Below are 25696 nucleotides of genomic sequence, written 5' to 3'. Positions count from 1 at the left end.
TTATTCCTCCTCATCTTTGTAGAGCAAGCACGAACGTCTGCGCTCTTGAAACGTAGCTCGCTCGGCTTCCCAGTTTGTGAGTATCTCAGCTACTTCATCGCCAGCATCCAATGCCAGGCGTAATTGATCGCTACCGGCTAGCAAATCAATGAAGTAGCGGCCATCGGCCATTTGTAGCCAATCAAGAGAAACAGATGAAACAGTACGTACAGCATGCAGTAGATGCAAGCCAACCGCGACTGGGTGTAGTGCCTGGCGATCGCTAATATGAATCTGCACACCGCCGCAGGTTTGCTGTGCATACTTGGAAAAGGTGGGTGTAAAGTAGACTGGGCGGAAGATAGCGCCAGGAATAGTTCGGTTTTCCAGTTCAGCCACAAGTTCAAATGAATCAAGATCTGGTGCACCAATCAGTTCAAATGGCCGTGTGGTGCCACGACCCTCGGAATAACGGGTTCCTTCAAACAAGCAGGTACCTGGATAGAGGGTCAGTGAGTCCAGGGTAGGGAGATTTGGTGTGGGTTGTACCCAGGGCAGGTCGGTCTCATCAAACCAGAGGTTACGCTGCCAGCCATGCATCGGTACAACAAGTGGTGCTGGCCAGCCGCGCTCGGTAGCAATCAAACGAGCCAGTTCACCTGTAGTCAGGCCGTGTTGTATCGGTATTGGATGGATACCAATAAAGGATGAGAAGTCGGACTTTAGCAGATTGCCAGCTGGAGCACTACCTCCAATGGGATTGGGGCGATCAAAAACTACAAAGGTTAATCCTGCCTCAGCCGCCGCCTCCTGAGCATAGACCATAGTTGCGATATACGTGGAATAACGCGTCCCTAGATCCTGTATGTCGTAGATCAACGCATCCAATCCAGCCAGCATGTCGCTGGCTGGACGCCGTGACTTGCCATACAGGCTAAACATGGGCAGGCCAGTGCGTGGATCAGGCTGGCCACTGATATGTACACCAGCCTGTACGTCGCCACGAATCCCATGTTCAGGTCCAAAGAGGGAGGTGAGTTGTATGCGTGTATCCGCGTTCAACAGATCAACTGTGCTGTGCAGGTGATGATCGACACCCGTTGCATTAGTAATTAAACCAACTTGTTGTCCTGCTAACTCGGAGCTTGTAGTTGCTAGAAAAACCTCAAGCCCCGTCCGTACTTGTACTTTAGTCGCTCTCACCGGTTACCCCTTAATCGCTCCCATACGCACACCACTCAAGAAGTTGCGTTGGAAGATCATAAAGAAGATAACCATTGGTAACGCTGCCAGAGCAGCACCAGCGAAAATAATACCAAAGTCAGTCGTAAATTCACCCTGTAGACCAGCGACACCAACGGGTAGGGTATAGTTGCTACTGGATTGTAGGACAACGAGTGGCCAGAAGAAGTCGTTCCAGTGCTGTACAAAGACCATAATCGCCAGGGCGCCTACTGCTGGTTTAGAGAGCGGCAAGATCACATACCAGAAGACACGTAGTTCACCACAACCATCCATTCTGGCGGCCTCCAACAGTTCGGTTGGAAGCGTCTGGATATACTGGCGCATCAAAAAGATACCAAAGACGCCAGCCAATCCTGGTAGGATTACTGCCATCAAGCTGTCTAGCAGACCCAGGTTGCGTGTCTCTATATACAGTGGAATAAAGGTCACATACGATGGAATCATCATTGTTGCTACCAGTAGCCAGAACAAGAAATCTTTGCCTGGAAAGTTTTTCTTGGCAAAAGCATACCCTGCCAGCGTATCAAAGAAGATATGGAAAACCGTAATCGTCACGGCAACAATAATGCTATTTTTACCCCATGCCCAGTAATCAGTCGCCTGTGACAGCAGGCGTTGAAAATTGTCGATGCTGGCATGTAACGGAATCAGATCGGGCGGTGTTTTAATGGCAAATGTTGTTGGCGTCAAAGCCGTAACAAAGAGCCAGTACATCGGCCAGAGTGCCACCACAGCTGCCGCGATCAAAATGATCCAGGCCAGAATACTTGACCATTTGACTGGTCTTGTTGGGCGTTTCACGTGAACTGAATGTTGTGCCATGACTAATACTCCACATCACTTCTAAGAAAACGGAACTGCACTACGGTGACGGCGGCAATCATCAAGAACAAGATAAATGCCTGTGCAGACGCAATACCATAGCGGAATTGCTGGAAGGCATTCTGATAAATCTGGGTGATAATTACCTGTGTGCTATTACCAACGCCACTTGGTACCAGAATAAACACTTTTTCAAAGACCTGGAAGCTGGCAATGGTATAGAGCACAACTACATAGAGTGTCGTTGACTTGATGAGTGGGAGCGTAATGTGCCACCAGCGCATCACCGGGCCGGCACCATCCAATTTCGCTGCCTCATAAAATTCTGGTGGAATACTGCCCATGGCGGCATTAAACAGCACGATACCTGTAGCAGGAATAGTCAGGACGGTAGAGAGGGTAATGCTATTAAGGACAAGATTGGGATCTGAGAGCCAGCGCATAGGAGCAATATGAACGAGGCCGATCAGATAATTTAAGAAGCCATATTCCGAATTATAGATAAACTTCCAGACAATCGCTACGACGACCGAACTGGTTACCGCGGGCAGATAGAAAGCTGCCAGGAAAAAGGTCTTGACATGCTTATGCCGCCCCTGGATTAAAGCAGCCAGGGCCAGCGCGATCAACATATTGGCGACGACCGTGATTATTGTATAGTAGAGCGTATTCTGGATGGCTTTCACAAAAACGCCGCTATCGGTGGTAAAGGCGCGCAGATAGTTTTTGAAGCCAACCCACTGGTTATTGGCAACAATATCTCCTTGTTGAAAAGAGATAATTAAAGCCCAGAGGACCGGGAATAGGGTAAATAAAGCAAAGCAGAGCATACTGGGTAAAACAAATGCATAGCTCCAACCATGCTCTTTAAAGAAACGTTGAACGGTATTTGGTCGGTATGCAGGGCGCGTTTTTGCCTCTGCTAACTGAACGTCCGACATGGCCATCCTCCTCATCAAGACTTAAAACGACGGTATTCCAAGCAGAGGGTGAAAAGGTACCGGGAGAGAGAACCCTCCCGGCCTTTTCCTAACGCCAGATCTTACTGGTTATCGGCGAGAATGGAGTTAATTTCATCGGCGGGTGCCTTGAATGCCTGCTCTGGTTTCTCTTTGCCCAGAACTGCATTCTGAATATGGGTGTGGATCAGTGTACGTACCTGGGACCATGATGCAATCAATGGCATAAGGTATGTATACTCTACAAATGGTGTGAATTTATTGATCGGATCCGTAACTGTAATGGATTTACGAGCACCGGGAGCCAAATAATACTTCGGCACGTCCTTGGCGACCTCGCTACCAGTTAGATAACGTGCCAGATCCATGGTGGCTTTGAGTTTATTGGTATCGCTGGATTTAGCGACCGCGATCAGTCCGATACCACCGGTGGTCAAATGTTTGCCCAGTTTACCAATCGGCATCGGTTTAACGGTGAAATTCATCCCAAGAGATGCATAGCCGCCAGAATCACCGCTAGGTGCACAATACATAGCATAATTCTTATGCTGACTAAAGCCAGTACCAATATCATCTGGGGACTGTGTGCCGAAGTCGGGGGGAGTTACCTTATACTTCAGCGCCAGATCAGCCAACTTCTGTAATCCACTGATTGCTTCAGGGCTATCAAACATATACTTCTTGTTATCTGTACTGATTGGCACGCCACCATCGCCCATGATAATAGGCCAGGTATTTACCAGATCAGGATCGATTGCGCCTGTGAAGCCATATACCTTTTGCCCATTGGCGCGCGTAAAGGTCAACTTCTGGGCAATCTCAACGAACTGCTCATACGTCCAGTTATCATCAGGGACAGGCACGCCGCGCTCTTTAAAGAGATCCAGATTCAGATACATACCAACGGGTGGAACCCACAAAGGCCAGGCATATGTTTTTCCATTAAATTTGATTGCATCAAGCAGATTAGGATATAGATCAGCTTTATCATCGGCTGTCAAATAATCATCAATAGGCTGAACCAGATTCTGCTTCACTAGCAATGGTAGATTATCAGCTGGGAAACGGAAGAGGTCTAAAGAAGAACCACCACTGACCGCCTGGGTAACTTTGGTAAAACCAGCATTGTCGCCAGTATAACCAGTGATTTTGACATTTGTATGAGCATGTTTCTTCGTATAGGCAGCTATAGCTGCATCGGTGAGCTTGCCGGTTGCATTGGCACCACCTGGCTGATAGCCCAGAGTCCAATACTTCAGTGTAATGTCCTGGGTGGCGGATGATCCTGCTGGTGCTTCACCACAGGCTGCCAGGAAAGCAGCCAGGGCGCTGGCGCCCACTACAGCTTTGCCACCTTCAATGAAAAACTGTCGCCGTGTAACAGAACTCATGCTTATTTCTCCTCAATGTGCTATGTTTGGGGCTCGCATGTGTGTAAATAGGGTATCTTGCTACAATAGCATCGTTGCCATTGCGAACAAAGGAGCGTCCTTTCGCTCTCTGCTCTTTTTCCTCAATACAAATAATTTCGAAACATCTTTTTTCTTTATAATAAAAGTAAATGATGCATCAATCTCTTTTTCTCTAGGGATACGCGAAGAAAGAGGAATAAGTGTGCTGTGCGAGATATCTACGCATTCTCTTGTTGGCGCTGGCTCCTTCCCTGATCTCATAAGAATGCTAGCTGTTATAGTCGATAGGTTGTATAGACCAACCGCCGCATTTTTAACACTATGCCATACTTTCAATATGCTGTCAAGCTACAATCATTGTTTCGATAAAAAATAGGCGAGAGGTGTGTAACTTAATTCTACTCTTCTCTCGTTTCTCACTCTTATCGTGGAGTGTGCAGCTAGCCGCACACGGGCCCTGAAGGGCCCATGCTTTTTTGATACCACGTGTAAAACCGTTTGAGTGCCAAATGAGGACAGGCTAAATATGTCCACGCCATTGTTGGAAGAGACGGTCGAAGTTGCCCTGGGGATCGCGATACCATTCTTCAGGCGTGAGCTGGAGTGGTTCGATTGTTCTTTGTGGCAACTTGCCTTCAGCGACGAGCTGTGCGAAATCGCGCATAGCTTCGCCGGACGGTTTGACCGTTCCATCATAGCGTGTCAGGCCAAAGAAGCGTTCATGTACATTCAGTTTAAATGGTGGTTTCTCCCATAAGGAAGGATCATAATCAGAGAACATCCAGCCAAATGCGCCTATTGAGCCACAGCGAGCTAACTTCTCCAGGACCTCTCGGTAATAGCGTCCGCCTGCTTCATCTGAGGCTAAATATTGTGTTTTTAGCTTACCTGCTCGCTCGATCTGAATGAATTCTGAAACATCTCCGTCTGGCGAACTGGCATAGCCAAACTCTTCGAAGAGTACCTGTTTGCCACCCAGGGCCTCAGTTATCAGGTTGGCCAGTGGTACCACATCGCTATTCAATGGCTCATCTTTCTCTGTCAGGCTATAGTAAATACTATAGGCATGCATAGATAGAAAATCATCGTAGGGCGCCAGCAATTGAGGCTGGAAACCATTGTTACTGGTGAGCAGAGGTAGATGCATACCGGCACTTACGGGACGAGTCGAGTATTTGCGTACCTCTGCGCTTAACAACCTGTTCCAATTCGCACTATCATTGATATGTTTCGGTATGGCGAACAGGTCTGGTTCATTCGAGAAATTCCATGAATAGATGGCCGGATGGCTACCATAACGCCCACAGACAGCTGCAACCAGACGTAATTCCGCATCAAGTAGCAATGGATCAGTATAAGGATCGCGGCCCATGCGGGCTGTATATTCACCATTTGTGAGCCGTGGGGGATGTCCAACTTCGCCTTCGGTATCGAGCAACGTCCATTCTGGCCACCAGTTTGCCCCTGACATGTGGCCCGTAAAGAATGTAGGCATCACTTGAATACCTACCTCCTGCGCCACATCCAGTACCGTTCCCAGATCGGTCAGTGCTTTATCACTTATGCGGTCTGGAGCAGGTTGGAAATCTTCCCAGAACAAGAAGATACGCGCAACCTGTAACTTGAGTGCAGCGATCTCAGCAAACTCTTGCTCAACCTCAGCCCGTTCAAAGTCTTTCCACCAGTACATTGCTTTTTTGCGTGGCCAGTAATTCACACCTAATGTAAACATTATAAGGGTTCCTTTCATATTCTGGATTGATTCAATTATTTTACACCCTATTGATAGATTATGACCATTTTTTGTTAATAAATATATTTAACTTATTGAATATGTAGTGATATACCGCGAAATCAAGCGAGGAAACGCTGTGAGAATTACTTTTTTGTTGCTGAGAATGGAGACAATTGCCGTAAGTGTGGGCGCAGGCTAATCATTGTTTCAGGTAGGTCTGGATCCATCATCAGTTTATCGAGTAGCGAGAACATAGCCTGCACAATATGGGTTGGATCAAATTCATAGACCGTCATATTTTTTGTACGACCAAATAGAATAGGTGAGCCAGTATTGGCATGAGTCACAATTTGCACATCATGTCCAATTTGTATATCAAGTTCGTCTAGAGCAACCAGGGCTCCATCGGTCATCATATCATTGGCAATGAAGATACCATCAGGTTTAACAGGATTAAACGAACCAAACACCTCTTTAGCTAGCAAATAGCCCTGTTCTTGTAATGTGAGTGAGGTTTGGGATGGTGGAAAATAGGATTGTCGAGTGAACTCAGGGAAATAGGGGATTTTTCGTTCATTGAGTACCTGGCGCATCGCTTGAATTGGCTCCTCATCGGCCGTATAAGGTTGAGGGAGAACTGGCGTCCAGATACCGATGCGTTTACAGTTTTGTTGGACGAGGGTTATGGTGGCTAAACGTCCCAATTCTCTGGTATCCAGGGTTACATTCCAATGACCGATAGCAGCAAAGCTCACATTTGGAGTTGATGGTTGCTGGTTGTCCATGTTTTCGCATAGATTAGCCCCAATGGTGAGCAAGCCATGAAACTTCCTGGCTTCAACCATTTCTGAAATTTCGGGGGGAAACAAGCTGCCATTGTCATTGGCTGGTTTCACAAAGTGGAAGGTGCAAATTTCATTCCGATAGGTTGAACGCTGCTGAGCTTCCTGTTCCAGACTAATCCAGAGCATACTCCAGAAGGGAGATGCTGCATGACCAGCCAGCAGTGAAGAATCGAAGAGAATACCGATGGATTTGTGATAGATCGTGGGAGAGACAAAAATGCCCTGCCGTTCTCGGCGATAGAGAATTTGTTCCGCCTCTAATTTGTTTAGTGCCTCACTTAATGTTACACGCGTTGTTGCCAGTTGGTCACACAGTTGACGAATTGTCGGTAATTTGGTGCTTGGACCCTGTGTGAAGGCTAAATCTCGCAACTGCTTATAAATAACCTCGACCTTTGTTTCAGTTTTGAGTTGTGATTTCAACGTTATTCTCAACAATCTTTTTGGATAGTGGGCGATTTCCATGCTTTTACTGTACTAGAACAATTATAAGTTTGAGCCTGGATACTGTCAAGGCATTTTCTTAAATATCTCTGCACCATGCCGGTATAGGTATAGTAGGAGAGGATATTCGGCAACGAACAAAAGGAAAAAGGCTTTAACTGCTAAAAAATGGCAGGTAATTCTGGTAATATAGGATATTATTTATCCAACAGTCCAAATTCAGTCATCAAAGTCTTGACAATATTTATCTATCTATCTATACTTGTACTAGGACATGAACGAAACGTGTTCATGATTTGAGGAACATTGTTTTATGGAAAACTACTATTTTGCATGGCTACCCGTAGCAGGACCGTTCCTCAACGCCATATCCGGGTAGATATCTGGTTATGGTAGACGCACCTTTGGCTTTAGTGAGCCCAAAATAAAAGATAATGCACGGAACCTGTAGTGATTAAACGAGTGGTAGGTAAGTATTTGGGATACTACTGCATACAGCTCATCTTCACTACTCCAAAGGCAGACCATCTGGAGTCATCGTTGTTTTCTTTTGTCTGTTCTAGTTCTACCTTTTTATAAGAAGCACAAAAAAGATAGAACAGGTAACGTTACAGATCATCACTTCATTGTTGAAGTACCTGTTAACTGAGTGCTAAGGAGCATAACTATGTCCTGCAATATTTTTTACGACCAGAGCACGCGCCAATCTATCATCCAAACGCTATACTCCCGTCCTTTTTCCCTGAGATGCCAACTTCAATAGGTACACACATACAGTATATTCTTTTTGCCATGTAGGTATGAAGTTAACCTGTCACGCCTACTTTAAACTCTCATTCATTCTTGCCTGTGATATGGGCAGTTTGCGTGATGTCAGAACGTGTCTGTCCTAGAACAGGCAGTGATTTTGCTTTTCGCTTGCCGGCCCAATTTCAGGACTGATTGATATATTTTCCTGTTAGATATTGCTGTCGGAGATATGAGTCTTGCCAGAAGCCAGATTTCATACATACAGAAATATCTGTTCATGGGCCAACTGTATTTGTCCTGTTCTTATTTATGAGCAAAGGAGCAATTACCAGATGAGTGATTTTGCGCGAATGAATCGCCGTAGTTTTCTGCAAACCGCTGCTACTACCGCAGGGGCTGCAACCCTTGGTAGTGCGTTAGCCGCTTGTGGAGCCACCAGTCCTGCTGGAACTTCAGGATCTACCGTAACTCTCAAGTACTGGGATTGGTTTGTGACCCAGGCGCCATGGGTTGATAATGAGATTAAGTTATTTCAGCAAGCCCATCCAGGTATCAAGGTGAAAAAGACCACCCAGGCCAGCAATACTTTTGATAACCTCTACGCCCTGGCCGTAAAAAGCGGTAATCAGCCAGATGTTTCAATGATTGCACAGAAGCCAAACCTGAATATTCAGGTGGACCAGGGTTGGTTGTTGCCAGTTGATAAGTGGGCAAACAGTTCCTGGCGCTCAAAATTTCCCGAGGGTACCTTCCATGAAGGCAGTAACATCTTTAAGGGAAAGCTCTATTCAGCACCACTTAGCGGTACCGCACCCTGGCTCCAACTCTATATCAATAACGATGTCTTTAAAAAAGCTGGCCTGGTGAATGCAGATGGTAGTGTCATGGTTCCTAAGACCTGGGATGATGTGACACATGCCGCTGAAACGATTACCAAGAAAAGTGGTGGCGGCACCTATGGACTGGGTTTTGGTAATAGTTCCTTTGGCTTGCTTGTATGGTGGATGCACACCTTCATTCTTGCAGCCGGTAGTCCAGGTGGTGCGTATGGCATGGATCTGCGTACTGGAAAATACACCTATGCTACCGATCGCAATTATACCGATTTCCTGAATCTGTTCAAAGAGTGGAAAACCAAAGGCTACTTCTATCCTAACTCCATGAGCCTGACTGATGAAGTTGCACGTGCCTACTTTGAACGTGGCAAATTTGGTATGACTGTGGGTGGTGTCTGGAATCAGCCTGAGTGGACCCAGCACAAATTTACCGATTATACACTGACCACATTGATTGGCCCGGAAACCACGCCAAAGGGCTATTTCCCTTCTATGCCTGGCGGCACTTTTGTGGCCATCTCTGCTAAGACCAAGCATCCTGATGAAGCCTGGGCCTGGATGAATTGGATCTATAGTCCTGAAGCTGGAAAACGCTGGGTTGGCATGGGACAGGATCTCTCAGTTTTTCAGCAAAATAATGATCCTGCTCTGGTCACATTCAAGCCCTTCGCTCAATATGTGGCCACCTCTAAACTGGCGCTTGCTGCACCGGATGTCTCAGTGCGTAATCCCCAAACCTCTAACGTACTGGTGCAAGGTGTCAAACCTGATCTGGGAGATGTAATGGCTGGCTACTATACCGGCCAGATCAGTAATCTCCAGGGCGCCCTGTCTGATCTGCAAGGTCGTATGCAGAAGGCGCAAGATGATGCTGTGAAGCAGGCACAGAGTAAAGGCTTTAAAGTAAGTCCCAATGACTATGCATTCCCAGATTGGGATTTGACCAAGCCATATATTACCAAGCCAAATGCTTAAGCTGTTTTTTAAGTAGAAGGCTGTACGATTTCTGCATAAGGATAGCAGGGAAGCCGTCCTTATGCAGAAATCGTGGCAAGACGTGTCTTTCTTTCATTGTATCGTAACGCACAGGTTCAATTAAGTATGTTTTTACCACAGGTTTTGTGTCGGAGTGAAACTTACCGTCTGATGCGTTTCCTCCTGCCTTAATCTGCTCATGTGTAAGAAAAGGAGATTGTATGCAAGCACCGACGTTGCCTTCGGGCCCCTCGAATACGCCCGTAGCATCTCGCCAGCGTACATCATCAAAGCGAACACTCTGGCAGGAGATTCGGGCGAATAGTTGGTCGTATCTCTATGTCGCTCCGATGGTGGTGTTGTTGTTGGGATTTACGATTTATCCTACTTTTGCTTCTTTAGGCTATACTTTGTATCAGTGGAATGGTATTGGAGATCCTTCAAATTATGTGGGGCTAGATAATTTTGTACGTGTGATGCACGACAATTTTTTCTGGGGATCATTTTTACATACCCTGATTTATACGGCTGTACTGGTCCCGATTCAATTGGCTTTAGCCCTGGCCCTGGCTTTAGTATTGAATAATCCGAAACTGAAATTCGCTACATTTTACCGCTCGGTATATTTTATTCCAGTGGTCACATCAGCTGCTGTAATTGGTGTTGTTGTGCAGCTGATACTCTCCAACTTTGGCGATGATCTGAATAAGATACTGTTAAATTTGCATCTCACCCATGATCATATCGATTGGCTGGGCGATCCACGCTTTGCGTTGGGTATTATTATTCTGGTTGGTATCTGGAATACTTTGGGTTATAACCTGGTGTATTTTCTAGCTGGTTTGCAAACTATTCCAGCCGAGCTGTATGAAGCGGCTACTATCGATGGCGCAAATAGCTTTGCGCGCTTCTACTCAATCACGATCCCCATGTTACGAGCCGTTGGCTTGATTATCGTGATCCTGGCCATCCTGGGAAGCTTGCAGGTCTTTGACCTTGTCTTAGTTCTGACTGATGGTGGTCCTTACAATGCTACGGAAGTTGTGAACACCTATATCTTCCACCAGGCTTTTGGAGGCGCATCCCGTGTAGCCGTAGAGCCCAATATTGGTTTTGCTTCGGCGGCATCCTTCTTTTATGGCCTGATTCTGCTGGTTTTCTCAGGTCTCCAACTGTTGATTGTGCGTTATGTGAATCGCCAGCGCGCATTACTGAGCTAGAGAGGAAAACACTATGTCCGCAATAAGTCGAAATAACCTGGCGACCCATCATGCTCGTTCGCCACGCCGGAGGCGGCAGCGTATAAGCATGGGGATGTTGCTGACGCACCTTATCCTTCTGGCTGGTGGCGTGGTCTGGGTCTATCCTTTTTTATGGATGCTGGGAAGCTCGGTTAAGTCAGATCAAGACTTTTTTGATCAAGGACTGAATATTTTCCCGAAGTCGATCCATCTCGAAAATTATCCCGCCGCCTGGAACGAAGCGTCCTTTGGGCAATACTTTATCAATACGGTCATCGTTTCGGGGTTGACTGTGGTGTTTGTGTTACTCTTTACCACTATGGCAGGGTATGCTATCGCCAGGACGCAATTTCCTGGCAAAAAAATACTGTTAGGGCTGATTGCTTTAACACTCTTTTTGCCGCATGGTTACACCATTCTACCAATCTTTGACCTGATTCAACGTCTGGGATTGCTCAATAATTTGACTTCAATCATCCTGGTTCAGACGGCAGGTGGCATGGTATTCAGTACTTTCCTCTTTATTGGTTACTTTTCATCGATGGATAAAGAACTCGAGGATGCTGCCCGTGTAGATGGGGCAAGCTTTAACCAGCGTTTCTGGCAGGTAATGTTTCCGCTTGCGGGTCCGATGTTAGCGACGGTCGCCCTGTTCACATTTATAGGAGCCTGGAACAGCTTCTTTATTCCGCTGGTTTTTACGCTGGGTGTGCCTGAACTGCGCACACTGGCGGTCGGCATGTATGCCTTTATTGGTCAGAACTCAACCAACTGGACCTATCTGACGGCTGGATCGGTGATTACACTGGCTCCAATCATGATTGTGTTTGTTTTCTTACAACGCTACTTCATTAATGGAGTTGCAGGCGCGATTAAAGCCTAAAATACCCTTCTCTTTGACCCTTGGGGACCTCCTAACGGGTGCAGGCCGGAACTCCACATTCCAGCCTGCACTTTTTTGTGTTCAGCAGCTACTGCTTTCGTCTTTACCTTTTCTTCTCTAACCTTTGAGTCCACTTTGTTTATAGCCTTCTACAATGAAGCGCTGTAGGAAGAAGAAGATGACCACCAATGGCAGGATCGCAATGACGGTACTTAAGAAAAGCTCGTGGAGATTGACGTTCTGCGAGTTCAAGAAATTTGAAATGACGATCTGAATCGTCCAGGCCGAAGGATCCTGTCCAATGACCAATGGCCAGAGGAAGGCATTCCAGCCGGCGATAAAGGTAATGACACTGAGGGCGGCAATGATGCCGGTTGAATTAGGAATCACAATACGCCAGAAGATGCCCCAGTAGCCCAGTCCATCGACGCGTCCAGCCTCTTCCAGTTCATGTGGGAAGCTGAGGAAAAATTGGCGGAACAGGAAGGTAGTAAAACCACTAAAAATACCTGGTACCACCAGGCCTTGCAGTGTATTCACCCAGTGAAGATAGGAGACGATCACATACACCGGAACAAAGATAACGGCAAATGGGATCATCAGGGTAACCAATATTGAGTAGAAAATGCCATCCGACCAACGGTAAGGAATGCGGGCCAATCCGTAGCCGGCCATCATACAGATCAGGATTTGTCCAATCGTTTGCAGGACCGAGATTATGGTTGAGTTGATGAGGCCATCGACGAATGGCACCTCTGGATCACTAAAGAGTTCTGTTATATTCTCGAAATGCAGTTCCGTTGGGATTAACGGTGAGGTTGGCGATGTTACCTGTGCCTCCGTCATCAGCCCATTGCGCAGCATAATGTAGAAGGGCAAGATAAACAGGAACGCCAGAATTACTAAGATGGTATAGCGCACGATGGCACTGACGACCTTACTGGACGACAAATGTGGTTGTGTGGGTTGTGTTGTCCTTTTCCTTGGATAAGAAGCAAGGGTTGCCATGATATCATTCCTTTTTTCTACAGGTGCCTGTTACAGATAATGTACTTCTTACTATCTAGACAATCAGTCGCGTCGACCAAAGCCCAGGAACCTGCCTTGAATGAGGGTAAAGACTAAGATGATAATCGTCAGGATAATCGCGCCTGCGCTACCACGTCCATAATCCTGATTGTTTAAGGCCACCTGATACAGGTAGATTAATGGAGGACGCGCGAGGTTAGAGTTTCCACCAAACAGGATGTTGAAGAATTCATCGAAGGCCTGGAATGCAGCGATGATGTTGAGCAGAAGTACAGAAATAGACGCGTTGCGCAGGAGTGGGAAGGTGATTGAGCGGAAGGTTTGCCAACCTCGACTGGCACCATCTACATATGCGGCCTCATACAGCTCGCGTGGAATATCCTGTAGTCCAGCAATGAAGATGATCATATAAATGCCCACCTGTAACCACAGGCGAACCGTTACCAGGACCAGCCAGAACCATGGGGGGCTTGGACTGGATGTCCAGGCAATTGGTTCAATACCTACGAGATACAGCACACGATTGGCGATACCATAAAAGGTACCCTGGAAAAGGCTGGCACGCCAGACGGTTGAGGCCAGAACATAAGAACAGGCGGTTGGTAGAAAGAAAACTGAGCGAAAAAAGCCCTGTCCAAATTTAACACTATTCACCAATAACGCCAGTGCCAGGGCGAAAATAAAGGTCGTGGGTACAATAAAAATGGCAAAAATTGTGAAGGTTCCCAGTGTGCCGGTAAATGTGGTATCACTGAGCATCTCAACATAGTTTTGTAGGCCAACAAAGGTAGTTGGCGTAACCGTCGCACGTGCATTTGCGAAGCTCAGAATGAATGCCCAGATGATAGGAGCATAGAAGAAAACTGTCAGACCGAGTATAAGTGGACCGACGAAGCTCCAGAAGGCCAGCGCATTTCTGCGGTGTTGCCGTCTTGTTCTCTGCACACTCTCTTTTTTTTCATTGCGGGCAGTCAGAACCTCTGAATTAGAAGGGGTACTCAGGGACTTCATTGATGCAACCTTTTTTACACTAGTTATGGCGGCACCTTGTCTATGTTGCGCTACATATTGGATGCCGACTCCATATTCATGAGCGTTTTGGGTGGTTCATATGTTGTGCCACTAAAGGAAAGAGGAGGGAAGGAACGACTTTATGCAGAGGTTCCTTCCACAACGGTTGAAAGGCTGCAAGACTTGTGGCTTGTAGACACTTTCAATGTAAGGACTGAGGATGATGGCTTAGACGAGCTTTTGCAGTTCGGTGTTACACTTATCCGCTGCTTTATCCAACTCTGCCTTGCCCTTAGCTCCTTTTTTGATGATGTTGGTCACGGCTTCCACGAGCGCGGTCTCCATCGTGGAATCCCAGTATGGTGTCATTGAATGACCATACTTGTTCAGGATATCCACCGCATCTGAAGCGGGGGCCGTTTTGAGCTTATCCGTTTCTGTTGAAATGCTGACGCGCGCTGGAACGTGGAAGCCATACGCTACGTTCCAATCTTTCTGTACCGCGGCATTATCGATCCAGAGTGCTTTGACATAGGCCTTAGCCGCATCAACATTTTTCCCTTTGGCCGAAACCATTTCTGCCCAACCGCCATCTGCGGTTGCTGGTTTGCTTTGCGCATCTAATGCAGGGAATGGGAAGATCCCAAAATCATCGCCCAGTGCTGCTTTGATCTCCGGCATCGCCCATAGGCCGCACCATTGCATTGCCACACTACCATTTTTGAATGGAGCAGAGTTCCACCAGAAGTCTGGAGCATCCGGCAGTAGCGCACCCGAAGTATAGAGTGTATGCAGTTTCTCATAGGCTGCCGCCACGCGATCGGTGTTAAAGATAATTTTCTTATCATCCGAAATGAAATCGCCGCCGGAGGCCCAACCTGCGATCTGGTGGAAGGCATCCACACCGCCATCAGGACCAACATAGATACCTTTAACGGTGCCACTGGACAATTTTTTCGCAACGCTGATAAACTCATCTAGTGTCTTCGGGGTATCTGTAATATTGGCCTTCTTGAACATACTCTTGCGATAGTAGACGAAGACCGGATCGTTAATCATTTTGATGGCATAAACATGTCCATTAATCGTCAATGGTTTGAGTGAAGCTGGCAGGAAATCGCTTTTTACGCTATCAATGATGTCGTCCAGTGGAGCGATCAAGCCGGCTTTGACCTGGTCGACTGTGGGTCCCGGAAGCTCGAAGACATCAGGTGGAGTTGATCCAAGCAGTGCCGCGCGTACTTTGGATCCATATTCGTCGCCAACCCCTGGTACCCAGCTGACTTTGACATTAGCTTTAGTATAGTCCTTGGCGTATTTGAGCACCGCCTCATGAGTACCTTTTTCTCCATATACGTGATACCACTGGGTGAGGGAAGGTACGCTGTTGTTGGTTGATGTGCCTGGAGTTGTTGTTCCAGTGCCTGCGCAGGCCGCTAAGAGCGAACCGCTCATGGCCAGTCCACCGGAATATTGAAGGAAGCGACGTCGCGTGAGTGATGTAGGAAGGAATTGGCTCTGACCCATTGTTAGTCTCCTTGCCTTGTAATACAACCATGTATTACCTAAAGTTAAAAAATAGTAGAAGTTCAAAGTCACCATAAAATATGCATGTGTCTATAGATGAGACGCAATACTTTATGGAAGATAAATAAAAGTGATGTCATCTTAAACCCCAATGAATAAGACAACATACTTCTTTGTAACAATGATGCGAGACTTCTTCTGTTTTTAAAAGAGCATTGTGATGGATATAGTCCATCGAGGAAGCTCTCAGGTGACTTACCACGACCAGTAATCGGTGTTGATCTGGTGTGTTACATTGGTTTGCTCGTGCTAACTTTTCGCCTGACAAGTCGCTATATTACCAATATTCCGTGCCCACTTGTCAAAAACTAGCATAACATTTATACTTCTTTTTGTCAATGATAAAACAGACATTATAAAGATGGAGCTGATTCATCATTGGTATGTATAGTAACGTACGATGGTCCAGCACGTATTTTGGTTACTGTAAGCAAAGGATTAAACTATGTATCGGCATGTTCCACCGGTGGATCGTAAAATGATGCAGAAGATCAATCGGAATACTCTGCTCAATTTAATTCGTGTGCATGCGCCTATATCTAGAACGGAACTCAAGCGCCTGTCTGGTTTAAGTCAAGGTACGATTTTTGGCATGACTGCGAATCTCATTGAACAACAACTCATTGTAGAGACGGGAGAGACACAATCAACAGGGGGTCGCAAGGCTGAGTTATTGGAAATATATCCTGATGGAGGATATGTGATTGGTATCGAGATTCGCGAATATGAGCTGATGGTAGTATTGCTAAATTTGCATGGAGAAATTGTCGCAACAGAAACATATTTGACGCAATTCCGCCATCATCCAGAATCTGCCACGGCTATCATTATCAAAAATGTGGAAGCATTTATTGTGGCCACCGCGGTTCCCCGTGAAAAGATTATAGGCTTAGGCTGTGGTGTCTCTGGTTGTGTCAATGTACAAGATGGAACGGTTGTGGATAGTTGGATCCTAAACTGGCATAACGTTGTTGTGGGGACACCCTTGCGCGCACACTTCGACTGGCCCGTTTTCGTGGACAACTCGGTAAATTGCATGATCTCCTATGAAAAACTTTTTCGCAGTGGGCAAATGTATCATGATTTTCTGCTAGTGACGGTAGGACGAGGACTGGGCATGGCGGCGATTATTCGCGATCTGCCATTTCGTGGCTCACAGGGCCTGGGTGCGGAGTTTGGGCATATTCCCTTTGACCTCCATGGTCGTCTCTGCGAATGCGGGAATCGAGGTTGTCTGGAGGCATATGTCTCTGATTATGGAATGCTAGCTACATATCGAGAACTACGTACCAACGTGGATCCGGATAAAGATATCTCACTTCCAGAATTGATTAAGTTAGCCTGTCAAAACGATCCAATCGCCCGTAAAGTCTTTGAATTGACGGGAACCTATTTAGGCAATGGGATAGCCAGCCTGGTTAACCTTTTTAATCCAGAATGCATCATTATCAGCAATGATGCAGAGGAACTATTAGAGCTACTTTCACCTTCGATGCACACTGCTTTGCAGCAGCATATCTTCTCTCAGCTGGGAAAAGATTTAAGCATTATTTGTGAAAAGAGTACGACTATTGAGTCCTGGGCACGTGGCGCAGGCTGTCTGGTGCTACAAGATTTTTTTTCTTCACCCAAACAATTTTAACCGAGCGGCCTCTACAGGTACATGGTACGTATCAGTAGGGGCCTTGCACTATTTCCAGGATAGGCCTTCCTCTCGTTATAGATAAGCATGTATCGCTGCTGCTGGGATTCGCGTATAGAAGAAAAAGACATTTCTTCTATAGAGTGTCAAATTTCAGCCTCTATACTCGCTATGCACGTGAGGGAAGGAATATCCATGTTTCAATCGTTACCATTATTTGTGCTATTTGCCATTTTTCTGATTGCCGCGGTAGCCGTCTGGTTTTCTGGAGTCCAATTATCTAATTCAACCGATGTTTTGTCTGATCATTTTGGTTTTGGCGAGGCCCTTGGTGGTCTGATTTTTCTGGCGCTCGCCACAAATCTGCCTGAAATTGCTATTACCGCCACCGCGAGTGCTTCCCATAATCTAGACATTGCCACCGGCAATATTCTGGGTGGAGTTGCCATTCAGACTGTTGTACTTGTGGCGCTGGATGTCTTTGGCGCCAAAAAGAAGGATGCTCTTTCGCACCTTGCCTCTTCAATCGAATTGGTTTTGGAGGGTGTACTGGTCATTGCCATCCTTGTCCTGGCAATTATGGGTACACAACTGCCCCAGGGAGTTGCTTTTCTACGCATGTCACCATCGGCCCTCATCATTGCCATTTCCTGGATCGTAGGAGTATGGCTATTAAATAAAGCTCGCAAAGACCTTCCCTGGCAAGTGAAGGAACAGCCTGCTGATAGCTCATCTGAAAAGGATAGCCATGCTAAAAAGCAACAAACTAAAAAGAAACAGCAGCATGTAGGTCGTGCTATCTTCATTTTTGCGCTGGCCTCCCTTGTTACCCTCATCGCAGGTGCTGTGCTGGAATTTAGTGGTGATGCCATCGCCAAAGATACGGGACTCAGTGGTGTCCTATTTGGAGCGACCTTTCTGGCTGCGGCAACTGCTCTGCCAGAAATTTCTACTGGTCTTCAATCTACCTGGATTGGTGATTATGAACTGGCATTTAGTGATATCTTTGGTGGCAATGCCTTCCTGCCTGTCCTGTTTTTACTCGCGGACCTTCTTTCAGGCAAATCAGTACTTCCCCAGGCCCAAAAAAGCGACATCTATCTTGCCGGCCTTGGCTGTCTGCTCACCGCCATATACATCTATGGACTGATCTTCCGCCGCCGCAAACAGGTTTTTCAACGCCTGGGCATTGATTCCGTAGCCGTCCTCATTGTATATGCTATCGCTGTCGTAGGGCTGATCGCCATCAGTAGATAAACCGTTCACTACTTCCGTTTTCCGTGTCTATGGGGAAGAGCGACGCTCCTACCAGATAAGAACGTACTCTTCTCCATTCTAGAGCGTAGCAATATGGAAGTGCATCACTTCTGACAGCATATCGCTTAGATTTTGTCAGACAAAGATAGACAATCATGCTGTTAAAAGAACCAGGCAGGCGGCATTGTTTCCCTCATAAAAGGGCTGGACAAACGCAAAAAAACCGTGTACACTCTTATGAAAAGGCTGTTAGTGTAAAAAACACACCTTTTCTTTTTTGTCTGAGTCGTAAGTGTACAAGTTACACTTATTCGAAGGAGAATAAGGCATGACTCACTGCCAACCGTTTGATGTTGCGATCATTGGTGGCGGCATCGCGGGACTCTCAGTGGCGTTACGATTGCCTGAGCATGTGCGTGTGGCTCTTTTTACCAAGGGGAAGCTTGGTGAGAGTAATACGCGTTATGCACAGGGTGGCCTTGCGGTGGCGTTGGGGGATGATGATAGCCCTGAACTTCATTTGCAAGATACATTGGCTGCTGGCGCTGGATTGTGTGATGAGGATGCGGTGCGTATCCTGGTTGAGCAGGCTCCTGCATCGGTGCGCTGGTTGATCGAAATGGGTGTCCAGTTCGATCGCGCCCAGGCTGGAGAAGATGCTCATACGACACCTGATGGGCTGCTGTTAGGCCGCGAGGGTGCCCATTGTCGCTGGCGTGTCTTACATGCTGGCGGTGATGCGACGGGCGCAGAAATTGAACGTGCTTTGCTGGTTGCTGTACAGGCGCGTTCTTCAATTGAGTTATACGAAGAGACCTTTGTTCAAAATATATTGTTACGCGATGGTCGCTGTGCGGGTTTACATGCGACACGCTGTAATGGTGAGTCCTTTGATCTTTATGCGTCGTCTGTGGTGCTGGCGAGTGGAGGAGCGGGCGGACTCTGGCTCCATACTTCGAATCCAGCGGGCGCGACAGCTGATGGTCTGGCATTGGCCTGGCGGGCTGGCGCGGCATTAACGGACCTTGAATTTATGCAATTTCATCCAACCGTCCTGGTTGCTGGTGGTTCTTCGCATTTGATCTCTGAGGCGGTGCGTGGTGAAGGCGCATATCTTCGCAATCATGCGGGTGAACGTTTTATGCCTCGGTATAGTCCTCAGGAGGAGCTGGCTCCTCGGGATGTGGTGGCACGCGCGATCTTGAATGAGATGCTGACGGAAAAGACCGATTACCAGTATCTGGATCTACGTCATCTGCCATCTGAGAAGATGCATGCGCGCTTTCCTACGATTTCCGCCTTCTGTCAACAATACGGCCTGGATCTAACAAAAGATCTTTTGCCGGTTGCACCTGCGGCTCATTATTGTATGGGTGGTGTCCTGGTTGATACTTATGGACGCACGACTGTTGATGGACTGTATGCAGTTGGTGAAGTTTCCTGTACTGGTGTCCACGGAGCAAATCGTCTGGCCAGTAATTCGTTGCTTGAAGGTCTGGTCTATGGTATTCGGATTGCTGATCATCTTGCGCAGGCAGGCCGATCTGAGAGCGTGAAATCCTCTTCCCTGGAGCGCTCTTCTCGGTTCTTTACTTATGATGATGCTCTCGAATCCATTTCGTCATCGAGTTTAACGAACAAACTGTCAACAGCACAGGTTACTCGTCAGGTTCGACAGTTAATGTGGCAATATGTCTCTCTGGGTAGAGATCATGAGGGGCTTCTGGTGGCAAAACAGCAGATACGTGAATTGCGTTCAGCATTACAGTCACAAGAAGGTCTGGATATACATTTCCTGGAAACGTTGAATATGTTGCTTGTGTCTGAACTGGTAATTACTGCGGCCCTTGAGCGCCGCGAGAGCCGAGGCAGCCACTGGCGTCTGGATTATCAATTCACCGATCAAGATCTGGCCGCCCGACATCTAGCTTTTGTGCCTCTGCGCATTGATCCTTATGGATCAATGGTCCAGCAGAAGGAGGCGATTTCATGTATAAACTGCCGGTAGATTTGATCAAGCAGGCGTTGGAAGAAGATGGTGCGTTTGCTGATATTACGACGTTGAGTACAGTACCTGAGGAGCAGTGGTCTGAGGCTCGTATTCTGGCACGTAAGCCTGGCGTGGTCGCTGGTATTGCAGTCGCTGTAGAAGTCTTTCATCAGGTAGATGAACGTGTTCAAGTACAGCAATTAGTAAAAGATGGGGCGTCCGTAGAGGCGAATCAGGACCTGTTGCTGTTGAAGGGGCCTTCCCGTGCGGTGCTGAGCGCTGAACGTGTGGCACTCAATTTTCTGGGCCGGCTTTCGGGTATCGCCACGCTAACCGCACATTGCGCACAAGCTTTAGCTGGAACACAAACTCGTATCCTGGATACGCGCAAGACGACACCCGGACTGCGGGCGCTGGAGAAAATGGCGGTTCAACTGGGCGGTGGACAAAATCATCGTTTTGGCTTAAGTGATGGGGTGTTGATTAAAGATAACCATATCAAAGCCGCTGGCGGTATTGCTGAGGCTGTGGCGGCTGCACGTCGCTCTGCGCCCCATCTCCTCAAAATTGAAGTAGAGTGCGAGGTGCTGGATGAGGTACGCACAGCAATAGTGGCTGGTGCGGATGTGATTCTGTTAGACAATATGACGCTAGCACAGATGCGCCAGGCAGTCGAGGTTATCCGTGAAGAAGATCCTCGGATCCTGATCGAAGCCTCAGGCAATATTGGTACCGATACCGAGCGTTTAGCCGCGGTTGCGGCTACAGGAGTAGATTTTATCTCGCTCGGTGCCCTGACGCATTCCGCGCCCAACTTTGATATCTCTCTAGAGTTCGCATAAAGCACTTTTTTAAGGAGCAAAACCATGGCGATTAAATCCGAGTGTGCAGTGAGCCAGGAGACGCATGTTCTACCATTGCTCAGTCCTCAGAAACGCGCCCGTTATGATGTCTCAAAACGTATTGATGCTATCCCTTTGTTTTATGCTGAGATGGGGGGAGAGGAGTTAGATCGGCGTATTGCTGCGGCTCGCGAGGCTCTTGGCGAGCGCCTGGTAATTCTAGGACATCATTATCAGCGTGACGAAATTATTAAGTATGCTGACTATCGTGGTGATTCATTTAAGCTGGCACAATTAGCCTCCCAGCGCCCAAATGCCGATTATATTGTGTTCTGTGGTGTACACTTTATGGCGGAAAGCGCGGATATCTTGAGTGCTCCTCACCAGAAAGTGATCCTGCCTAATCCAGCCGCTGGCTGTTCAATGGCAGATATGGCCAATATTGCTGAGGTTGAGGAATGCTGGGAGCTGTTACACGAAACGCTGGGAGATGATGCTGGCATTATTCCAGTCACTTACATGAACTCGGCGGCCAACTTGAAAGCTTTTTGTGGTGCTAACGGTGGCATTGTCTGTACCTCTTCGAATGCTCCCAAAGTTATCGACTGGGCTTTCAAGCAAGGAAAGCGTGTCCTTTTCTTCCCTGATCAGCACCTTGGTCGTAATACAGCCACGCATTATGGTATTGATGCGGAGCAGATGGTGGTCTGGGATCCTAAAGATCCAATGGCTTTTGATGACGCTGAAGAAGTACTTGCCAATTCTAAAATCATCTTGTGGAAAGGCCATTGTTCGACCCATATGCGTTTTAATGTCGAGCAGATCGAGAAAGCGCGTGCCGATTATCCTGGTATCAATGTTCTCGTGCACCCAGAATGTCGGCAGGAAGTTGTCGAAGCCGCTGACCTCTATGGTTCGACCGAGTATATCATTGAGCAGATCGAGAAAGCTCCGGCTGGTAGTCAATGGGCTGTCGCTACCGAGATTAACCTGGTACACCGTCTGGCCCAGGAAAATCCCGATAAATTCATTTTCTGCCTTGATCCGATTGTCTGTCCTTGCTCAACTATGTATCGTATCCATCCTGCTTACGTAGCCTGGGTGCTGGAAGGACTGCTGGACGATAATGTGATCAACCAGGTCCGTGTTGATGAGGAGATTACGCATTGGGCGCGCGTCGCTCTACAGCGTATGCTTGATCTGGCGTGATGTGTGTAGAGAAATACAAATAGAAAAAATTTAGGGTGTGAGGTTGCAGAAAAGTGTCGGCTCAGCCGACACTTTTCTGCAACCTCACACCCTAAGTCTGTCGATGCTATAGGCATTGACAGACCCGACTCTACTCAACACCTTGTACCAGCATAGCCCGGCCTTCTGATGCCTCCATGCGGATGGCGCGTATCTTCGTATATTCAGGAGAATGATACCAGCGCTTGAAGTGTTCTGCATCATCAAATTCCAGTATAACCAGACGTTGTATCGGCCACACACCCTCAATTACTTCAGTTTGACCACCACGCACAATGAATTTGCCCCCATATTTTTGGAGGGTTGCTCCCACCTGGTTGCGATACTCATCATATAGTTGTGGATTGGTTACTTTAATATCAACTATAAAATATGCTGCCATCAGTTCCTCTGCTTTCTTTATTACGCGTTGGATGTGAGCCCGTAGCCACTATTCTTCAAGCATAATGGACCATCAAGCTCCTGTCAATGTCAGTGTGTAGCACAACAACCAGACTTTTTCATAGTTGCCCAGAGGTCGCTGTGATATCAGGAGCAATAGATGATATAGGTGTCTTTTTGAATGTGAATTATGTTGAGGGCGCGGCTGCAGCCGCGCCCTCAACATAATTCACACTCACAATCTGACGCTGCAGGTGCCAAAGGGAAAATTTTGATCGGCTTGCTAGCACAAAGTATCTTCTCTTAAGAGGAATACGTGTTAGAAAAAGATGCTATTTCATAGTTTCTACTTATTTTCTAAGCTTACAAGAAAATAAGTAGAAACTATGATGATTTTATAGTATAGCGCAGATGATTTGCCTGAAATTATAGTATTATTTGTATAATATTGACTTTGTTTCAGGTTTTTGCGATTGCTCTTTTTGTTGAATAGTCACATTGTAGTGTTGAGTTATTTGTGCTACAGTGAAGGTACCCATTGATGGGTATATATTGGAGGTTAATTTACTATGGAAGAGCGTGTTGGGAATGTGCGTTGGGGTATTGCGGGCTTATTGAGCTTAGGGATTATTGTTAATTACCTGGACCGTGTGAATATCTCGGTCGCGCTATCTCCACTTGAAAAAGAGCTTGGGCTCTCTAATTTTGAAACTGGTTTGATTCTTTCTTCGTTCCTTTGGAGCTATGCTATTTTGCAACTTCCCGTTGGTGCCTGGTTGGACCGGTTTGGGGTACGTTGGCTTAATCGTATTGGAAGTATTATCTGGGCTTTAGCTACGTTTATGACAGGTCTTGTAAGTGGATTTGGCTTGATCTTACTATCCCGTATCTTACTTGGTATTGGTGAAGCGCCAGTCTTTCCTGGTGCCTCTAAAGCAACTGGTTACTGGTTCCCCATCAAGGAGCGTGGTCTGGCTACTTCAACTTTTGATGCTGCCGCCAAGTTCTCTTCTGTAATTGGTGCGCCATTAATGGCCTTTGTCGTGGCAGGTCATGGATGGAGAGCGGCCTTTCTGGTTGCAGGCGTAATCAACGTGGTCTACGCAATCATCTATTGGATTGCTTATCGCGATCCCAGTGAATCAAAGGCGCTTTCTGAGAAAGAGCATCGCTATATTGTCGAAGGGGGAGCGCAGCCTGAGCAAGTTGCTCCTACCAATGCTCTGGCGAATTTTGGTTTTCTGTTGCGCCAGCCTAAGGTCTGGGGACTCAGCCTCGGCTTTGCGGCCTATAACTATTCTTTCTACCTGTTCCTCACCTGGTTACCTGGATATCTACAAAAATCTTTGCATATGTCGGTCCTGAAGAGTGGCTGGTACACGATTGTTCCCTGGATTGTCGCTACGATCACGGACATTGTTATTGGTGGTATACTCGTAGATGCTTTGATTCGTCGAGGTTATGATCCCACTAAAGTTCGTAAATCGATAGTGACGATTGGTATGTTGCTTGGATTGGCGGTAATCGGGGCTGCATTTACTACCGACGCCGTTGTGGCTACAATCTGGATTAGTATCGCTATTGGTGGCCTGGCCTTTGCGGCTCCTGTGGCCTGGAGTATTCCAAGTATTATTGCTCCCAAAGGAACGGTTGGTTCAGTGGGAAGTATTATGAATATGTTGGGTAACCTTTCTGGTATTGCAGCTCCTATTGTTGCTGGCCTGGTGATTGATAAAACGAACTCATTCGCAGCTAACTTCTTGATTGCGGGTGCCATCCTGGTGATTGGCATTTTCTGTTTCGTTTTCTTGCTGGGCCGTATTGAGCAGATCAAGTCCCCGGAAGAAATTGTGCAGTAAATTGTAATAGTTCCCCACTTCTACGCAATGAGAGCCTGAATTGGAATAGAATTTTGTGATATCCTGTTTCTATGCATGAAAGGTCAGATCGGGAACTATTGCCCGAAATGCTTTTTCGCCAGAATCTTTCAGCGCGTTTCAGGCTCTATTGTAATATGAAGAGGTGTTTCTATGAGTGAGAAAGAAATCCAGGAGCAGCAGTCTGCTCCCGATTTTACTTTGCCAGCCGTTGGTAATGAAGAGATTGTTAAGGATGGTAAGGTTCATCTGGAAGATCTTAAAGGCCATAATGTGGTGCTTTATTTCTATCCAAAAGATGATACCCCGGGCTGTACCGCGGAAGCATGTTCGTTCCGTGATGCTGATCACGAGATGCAGAAACGTGGCATTGTTGTGCTGGGTGTAAGTGCTGATAATATCGCTTCACATCAAAAATTTGCCGCTAAATATGGTTTATCCTTTCCTCTGCTGGCTGATACGGATACCACCGTATCACAGCTTTACGGAGTCTGGAAAGAGCGTAATATGTATGGCAAAAAGTTCATGGGTGTGAATCGTGAGACGTTCTTGATCGACAAAGAGGGTGTTGTACGCAAAATCTGGCCGAAGGTTAAGGCAGAGGGACATGCGCAAGAGGTACTTGACACCGTTGAGTCACTGCACCTTTAAATTTCGTGCTCCAAAATAAGGGCAACGACACTCCACTACAAAGTGGAGTGTCGTT

20 protein-coding genes are annotated in these 25696 nt (G+C 47.0%); 10 read left to right on the top strand and 10 right to left on the bottom strand.

All coding sequences use genetic code 11. From position 1 onward, the window contains the following. The 6 genes from EL633_RS01675 to EL633_RS01650 all read right to left on the bottom strand — a co-directional run bounded on the left by EL633_RS01675 (position 1) and on the right by EL633_RS01650 (position 7420). Positions 1 to 1182, bottom strand: coding sequence for an exo-beta-N-acetylmuramidase NamZ family protein (locus EL633_RS01675; RefSeq protein ID WP_126625538.1), 1182 nt, complete (start codon positions 1180 to 1182; stop codon positions 1 to 3). A gap of 3 nt (positions 1183 to 1185) precedes the next feature. Next, positions 1186 to 2046, bottom strand: a complete 861-nt coding sequence (locus tag EL633_RS01670) for a carbohydrate ABC transporter permease (RefSeq protein ID WP_126625537.1) — start codon at positions 2044 to 2046, stop codon at positions 1186 to 1188. Between the two features lie 2 nt (positions 2047 to 2048). Further along, on the bottom strand, positions 2049 to 2987 hold the full coding sequence (locus EL633_RS01665) for a carbohydrate ABC transporter permease (RefSeq protein WP_126625536.1): 939 nt from the start codon (positions 2985 to 2987) through the stop codon (positions 2049 to 2051). 101 nt (positions 2988 to 3088) lie between these two features. Continuing rightward, positions 3089 to 4396, bottom strand: coding sequence for an ABC transporter substrate-binding protein (locus EL633_RS01660; protein WP_126625535.1), 1308 nt, complete (start codon positions 4394 to 4396; stop codon positions 3089 to 3091). 541 nt (positions 4397 to 4937) lie between these two features. Further along, the gene (locus EL633_RS01655) at positions 4938 to 6149 is read right to left on the bottom strand and encodes a glycoside hydrolase 5 family protein (RefSeq protein ID WP_126625534.1); all 1212 of its coding nucleotides are present in this window, start codon (positions 6147 to 6149) and stop codon (positions 4938 to 4940) included. 146 nt (positions 6150 to 6295) lie between these two features. Next, positions 6296 to 7420, bottom strand: coding sequence for a substrate-binding domain-containing protein (locus tag EL633_RS01650; protein WP_161981859.1), 1125 nt, complete (start codon positions 7418 to 7420; stop codon positions 6296 to 6298). A 1103-nt stretch (positions 7421 to 8523) separates the two neighbouring features. Here EL633_RS01650 and EL633_RS01645 point away from each other — a divergent pair. From EL633_RS01645 to EL633_RS01635, 3 genes are all read left to right on the top strand, one after another. After that, positions 8524 to 10002, top strand: coding sequence for an ABC transporter substrate-binding protein (locus tag EL633_RS01645; protein ID WP_126625532.1), 1479 nt, complete (start codon positions 8524 to 8526; stop codon positions 10000 to 10002). Positions 10003 to 10223: 221 nt separating this feature from the next. Then, on the top strand, positions 10224 to 11222 hold the full coding sequence (locus tag EL633_RS01640; protein WP_126625531.1) for a carbohydrate ABC transporter permease: 999 nt from the start codon (positions 10224 to 10226) through the stop codon (positions 11220 to 11222). 13 nt (positions 11223 to 11235) lie between these two features. Next, positions 11236 to 12126, top strand: a complete 891-nt coding sequence (locus EL633_RS01635; RefSeq protein WP_126625530.1) for a carbohydrate ABC transporter permease — start codon at positions 11236 to 11238, stop codon at positions 12124 to 12126. Between the two features lie 117 nt (positions 12127 to 12243). On the opposite strand, the gene EL633_RS01630 is transcribed toward EL633_RS01635, so the two are convergent. The 3 genes from EL633_RS01630 to EL633_RS01620 form a co-directional block, all read right to left on the bottom strand. Further along, positions 12244 to 13134 (bottom strand): carbohydrate ABC transporter permease, encoded by an 891-nt coding sequence (locus EL633_RS01630; RefSeq protein WP_126625529.1) that lies wholly within the window; start codon positions 13132 to 13134, stop codon positions 12244 to 12246. 63 nt (positions 13135 to 13197) lie between these two features. Further along, on the bottom strand, positions 13198 to 14157 hold the full coding sequence (locus EL633_RS01625; RefSeq protein ID WP_371865551.1) for a carbohydrate ABC transporter permease: 960 nt from the start codon (positions 14155 to 14157) through the stop codon (positions 13198 to 13200). Positions 14158 to 14394: 237 nt separating this feature from the next. Next, positions 14395 to 15693, bottom strand: a complete 1299-nt coding sequence (locus EL633_RS01620) for an ABC transporter substrate-binding protein (protein ID WP_126625527.1) — start codon at positions 15691 to 15693, stop codon at positions 14395 to 14397. A gap of 505 nt (positions 15694 to 16198) precedes the next feature. On the opposite strand from EL633_RS01620, the gene EL633_RS01615 reads away from it, so the two are divergent. The 5 genes from EL633_RS01615 (at position 16199) to nadA (ending at position 22693) form a co-directional block, all read left to right on the top strand. After that, on the top strand, positions 16199 to 17395 hold the full coding sequence (locus tag EL633_RS01615; RefSeq protein ID WP_126625526.1) for an ROK family protein: 1197 nt from the start codon (positions 16199 to 16201) through the stop codon (positions 17393 to 17395). Positions 17396 to 17590: 195 nt separating this feature from the next. Further along, complete coding sequence (locus tag EL633_RS01610; RefSeq protein ID WP_126625525.1) at positions 17591 to 18652, top strand: sodium:calcium antiporter; 1062 nt, start codon at positions 17591 to 17593, stop codon at positions 18650 to 18652. 328 nt (positions 18653 to 18980) lie between these two features. Then, positions 18981 to 20660 carry an L-aspartate oxidase gene (gene nadB / locus EL633_RS01605; RefSeq protein ID WP_126625524.1) on the top strand — a complete coding sequence of 560 codons (1680 nt, stop codon included), beginning with the start codon at positions 18981 to 18983 and terminating at the stop codon, positions 20658 to 20660. Next, complete coding sequence (nadC, locus tag EL633_RS01600) at positions 20642 to 21484, top strand: carboxylating nicotinate-nucleotide diphosphorylase (RefSeq protein WP_126625523.1); 843 nt, start codon at positions 20642 to 20644, stop codon at positions 21482 to 21484. The genes nadB and nadC overlap by 19 nt, the downstream gene beginning before the upstream one ends. A 24-nt stretch (positions 21485 to 21508) precedes the next feature. Beyond that, positions 21509 to 22693 carry a quinolinate synthase NadA gene (nadA, locus tag EL633_RS01595; protein WP_126625522.1) on the top strand — a complete coding sequence of 395 codons (1185 nt, stop codon included), beginning with the start codon at positions 21509 to 21511 and terminating at the stop codon, positions 22691 to 22693. 130 nt (positions 22694 to 22823) lie between these two features. On the opposite strand, the gene EL633_RS01590 is transcribed toward nadA, so the two are convergent. Next, entirely contained in the window at positions 22824 to 23114 is a 291-nt protein-coding gene (locus EL633_RS01590; RefSeq protein ID WP_126625521.1) for a DUF1330 domain-containing protein, read from the bottom strand. A gap of 568 nt (positions 23115 to 23682) precedes the next feature. Here EL633_RS01590 and EL633_RS01585 point away from each other — a divergent pair. Both EL633_RS01585 and bcp read left to right on the top strand, forming a co-directional pair. Next, positions 23683 to 24972 (top strand): MFS transporter, encoded by a 1290-nt coding sequence (locus EL633_RS01585; protein ID WP_126625520.1) that lies wholly within the window; start codon positions 23683 to 23685, stop codon positions 24970 to 24972. A gap of 171 nt (positions 24973 to 25143) precedes the next feature. Beyond that, entirely contained in the window at positions 25144 to 25641 is a 498-nt protein-coding gene (gene bcp, locus EL633_RS01580; RefSeq protein WP_126625519.1) for a thioredoxin-dependent thiol peroxidase, read from the top strand. The last annotated feature ends 55 nt before the right edge of the window (positions 25642 to 25696 follow it).

Source organism: Dictyobacter alpinus (genome assembly GCF_003967575.1).
GTDB lineage: Bacteria > Chloroflexota > Ktedonobacteria > Ktedonobacterales > Ktedonobacteraceae > Dictyobacter > Dictyobacter alpinus.
The sequence above is the reverse complement of the archived record's forward strand: the minus strand, read 5'-3'. Positions and strand labels throughout refer to the sequence as shown.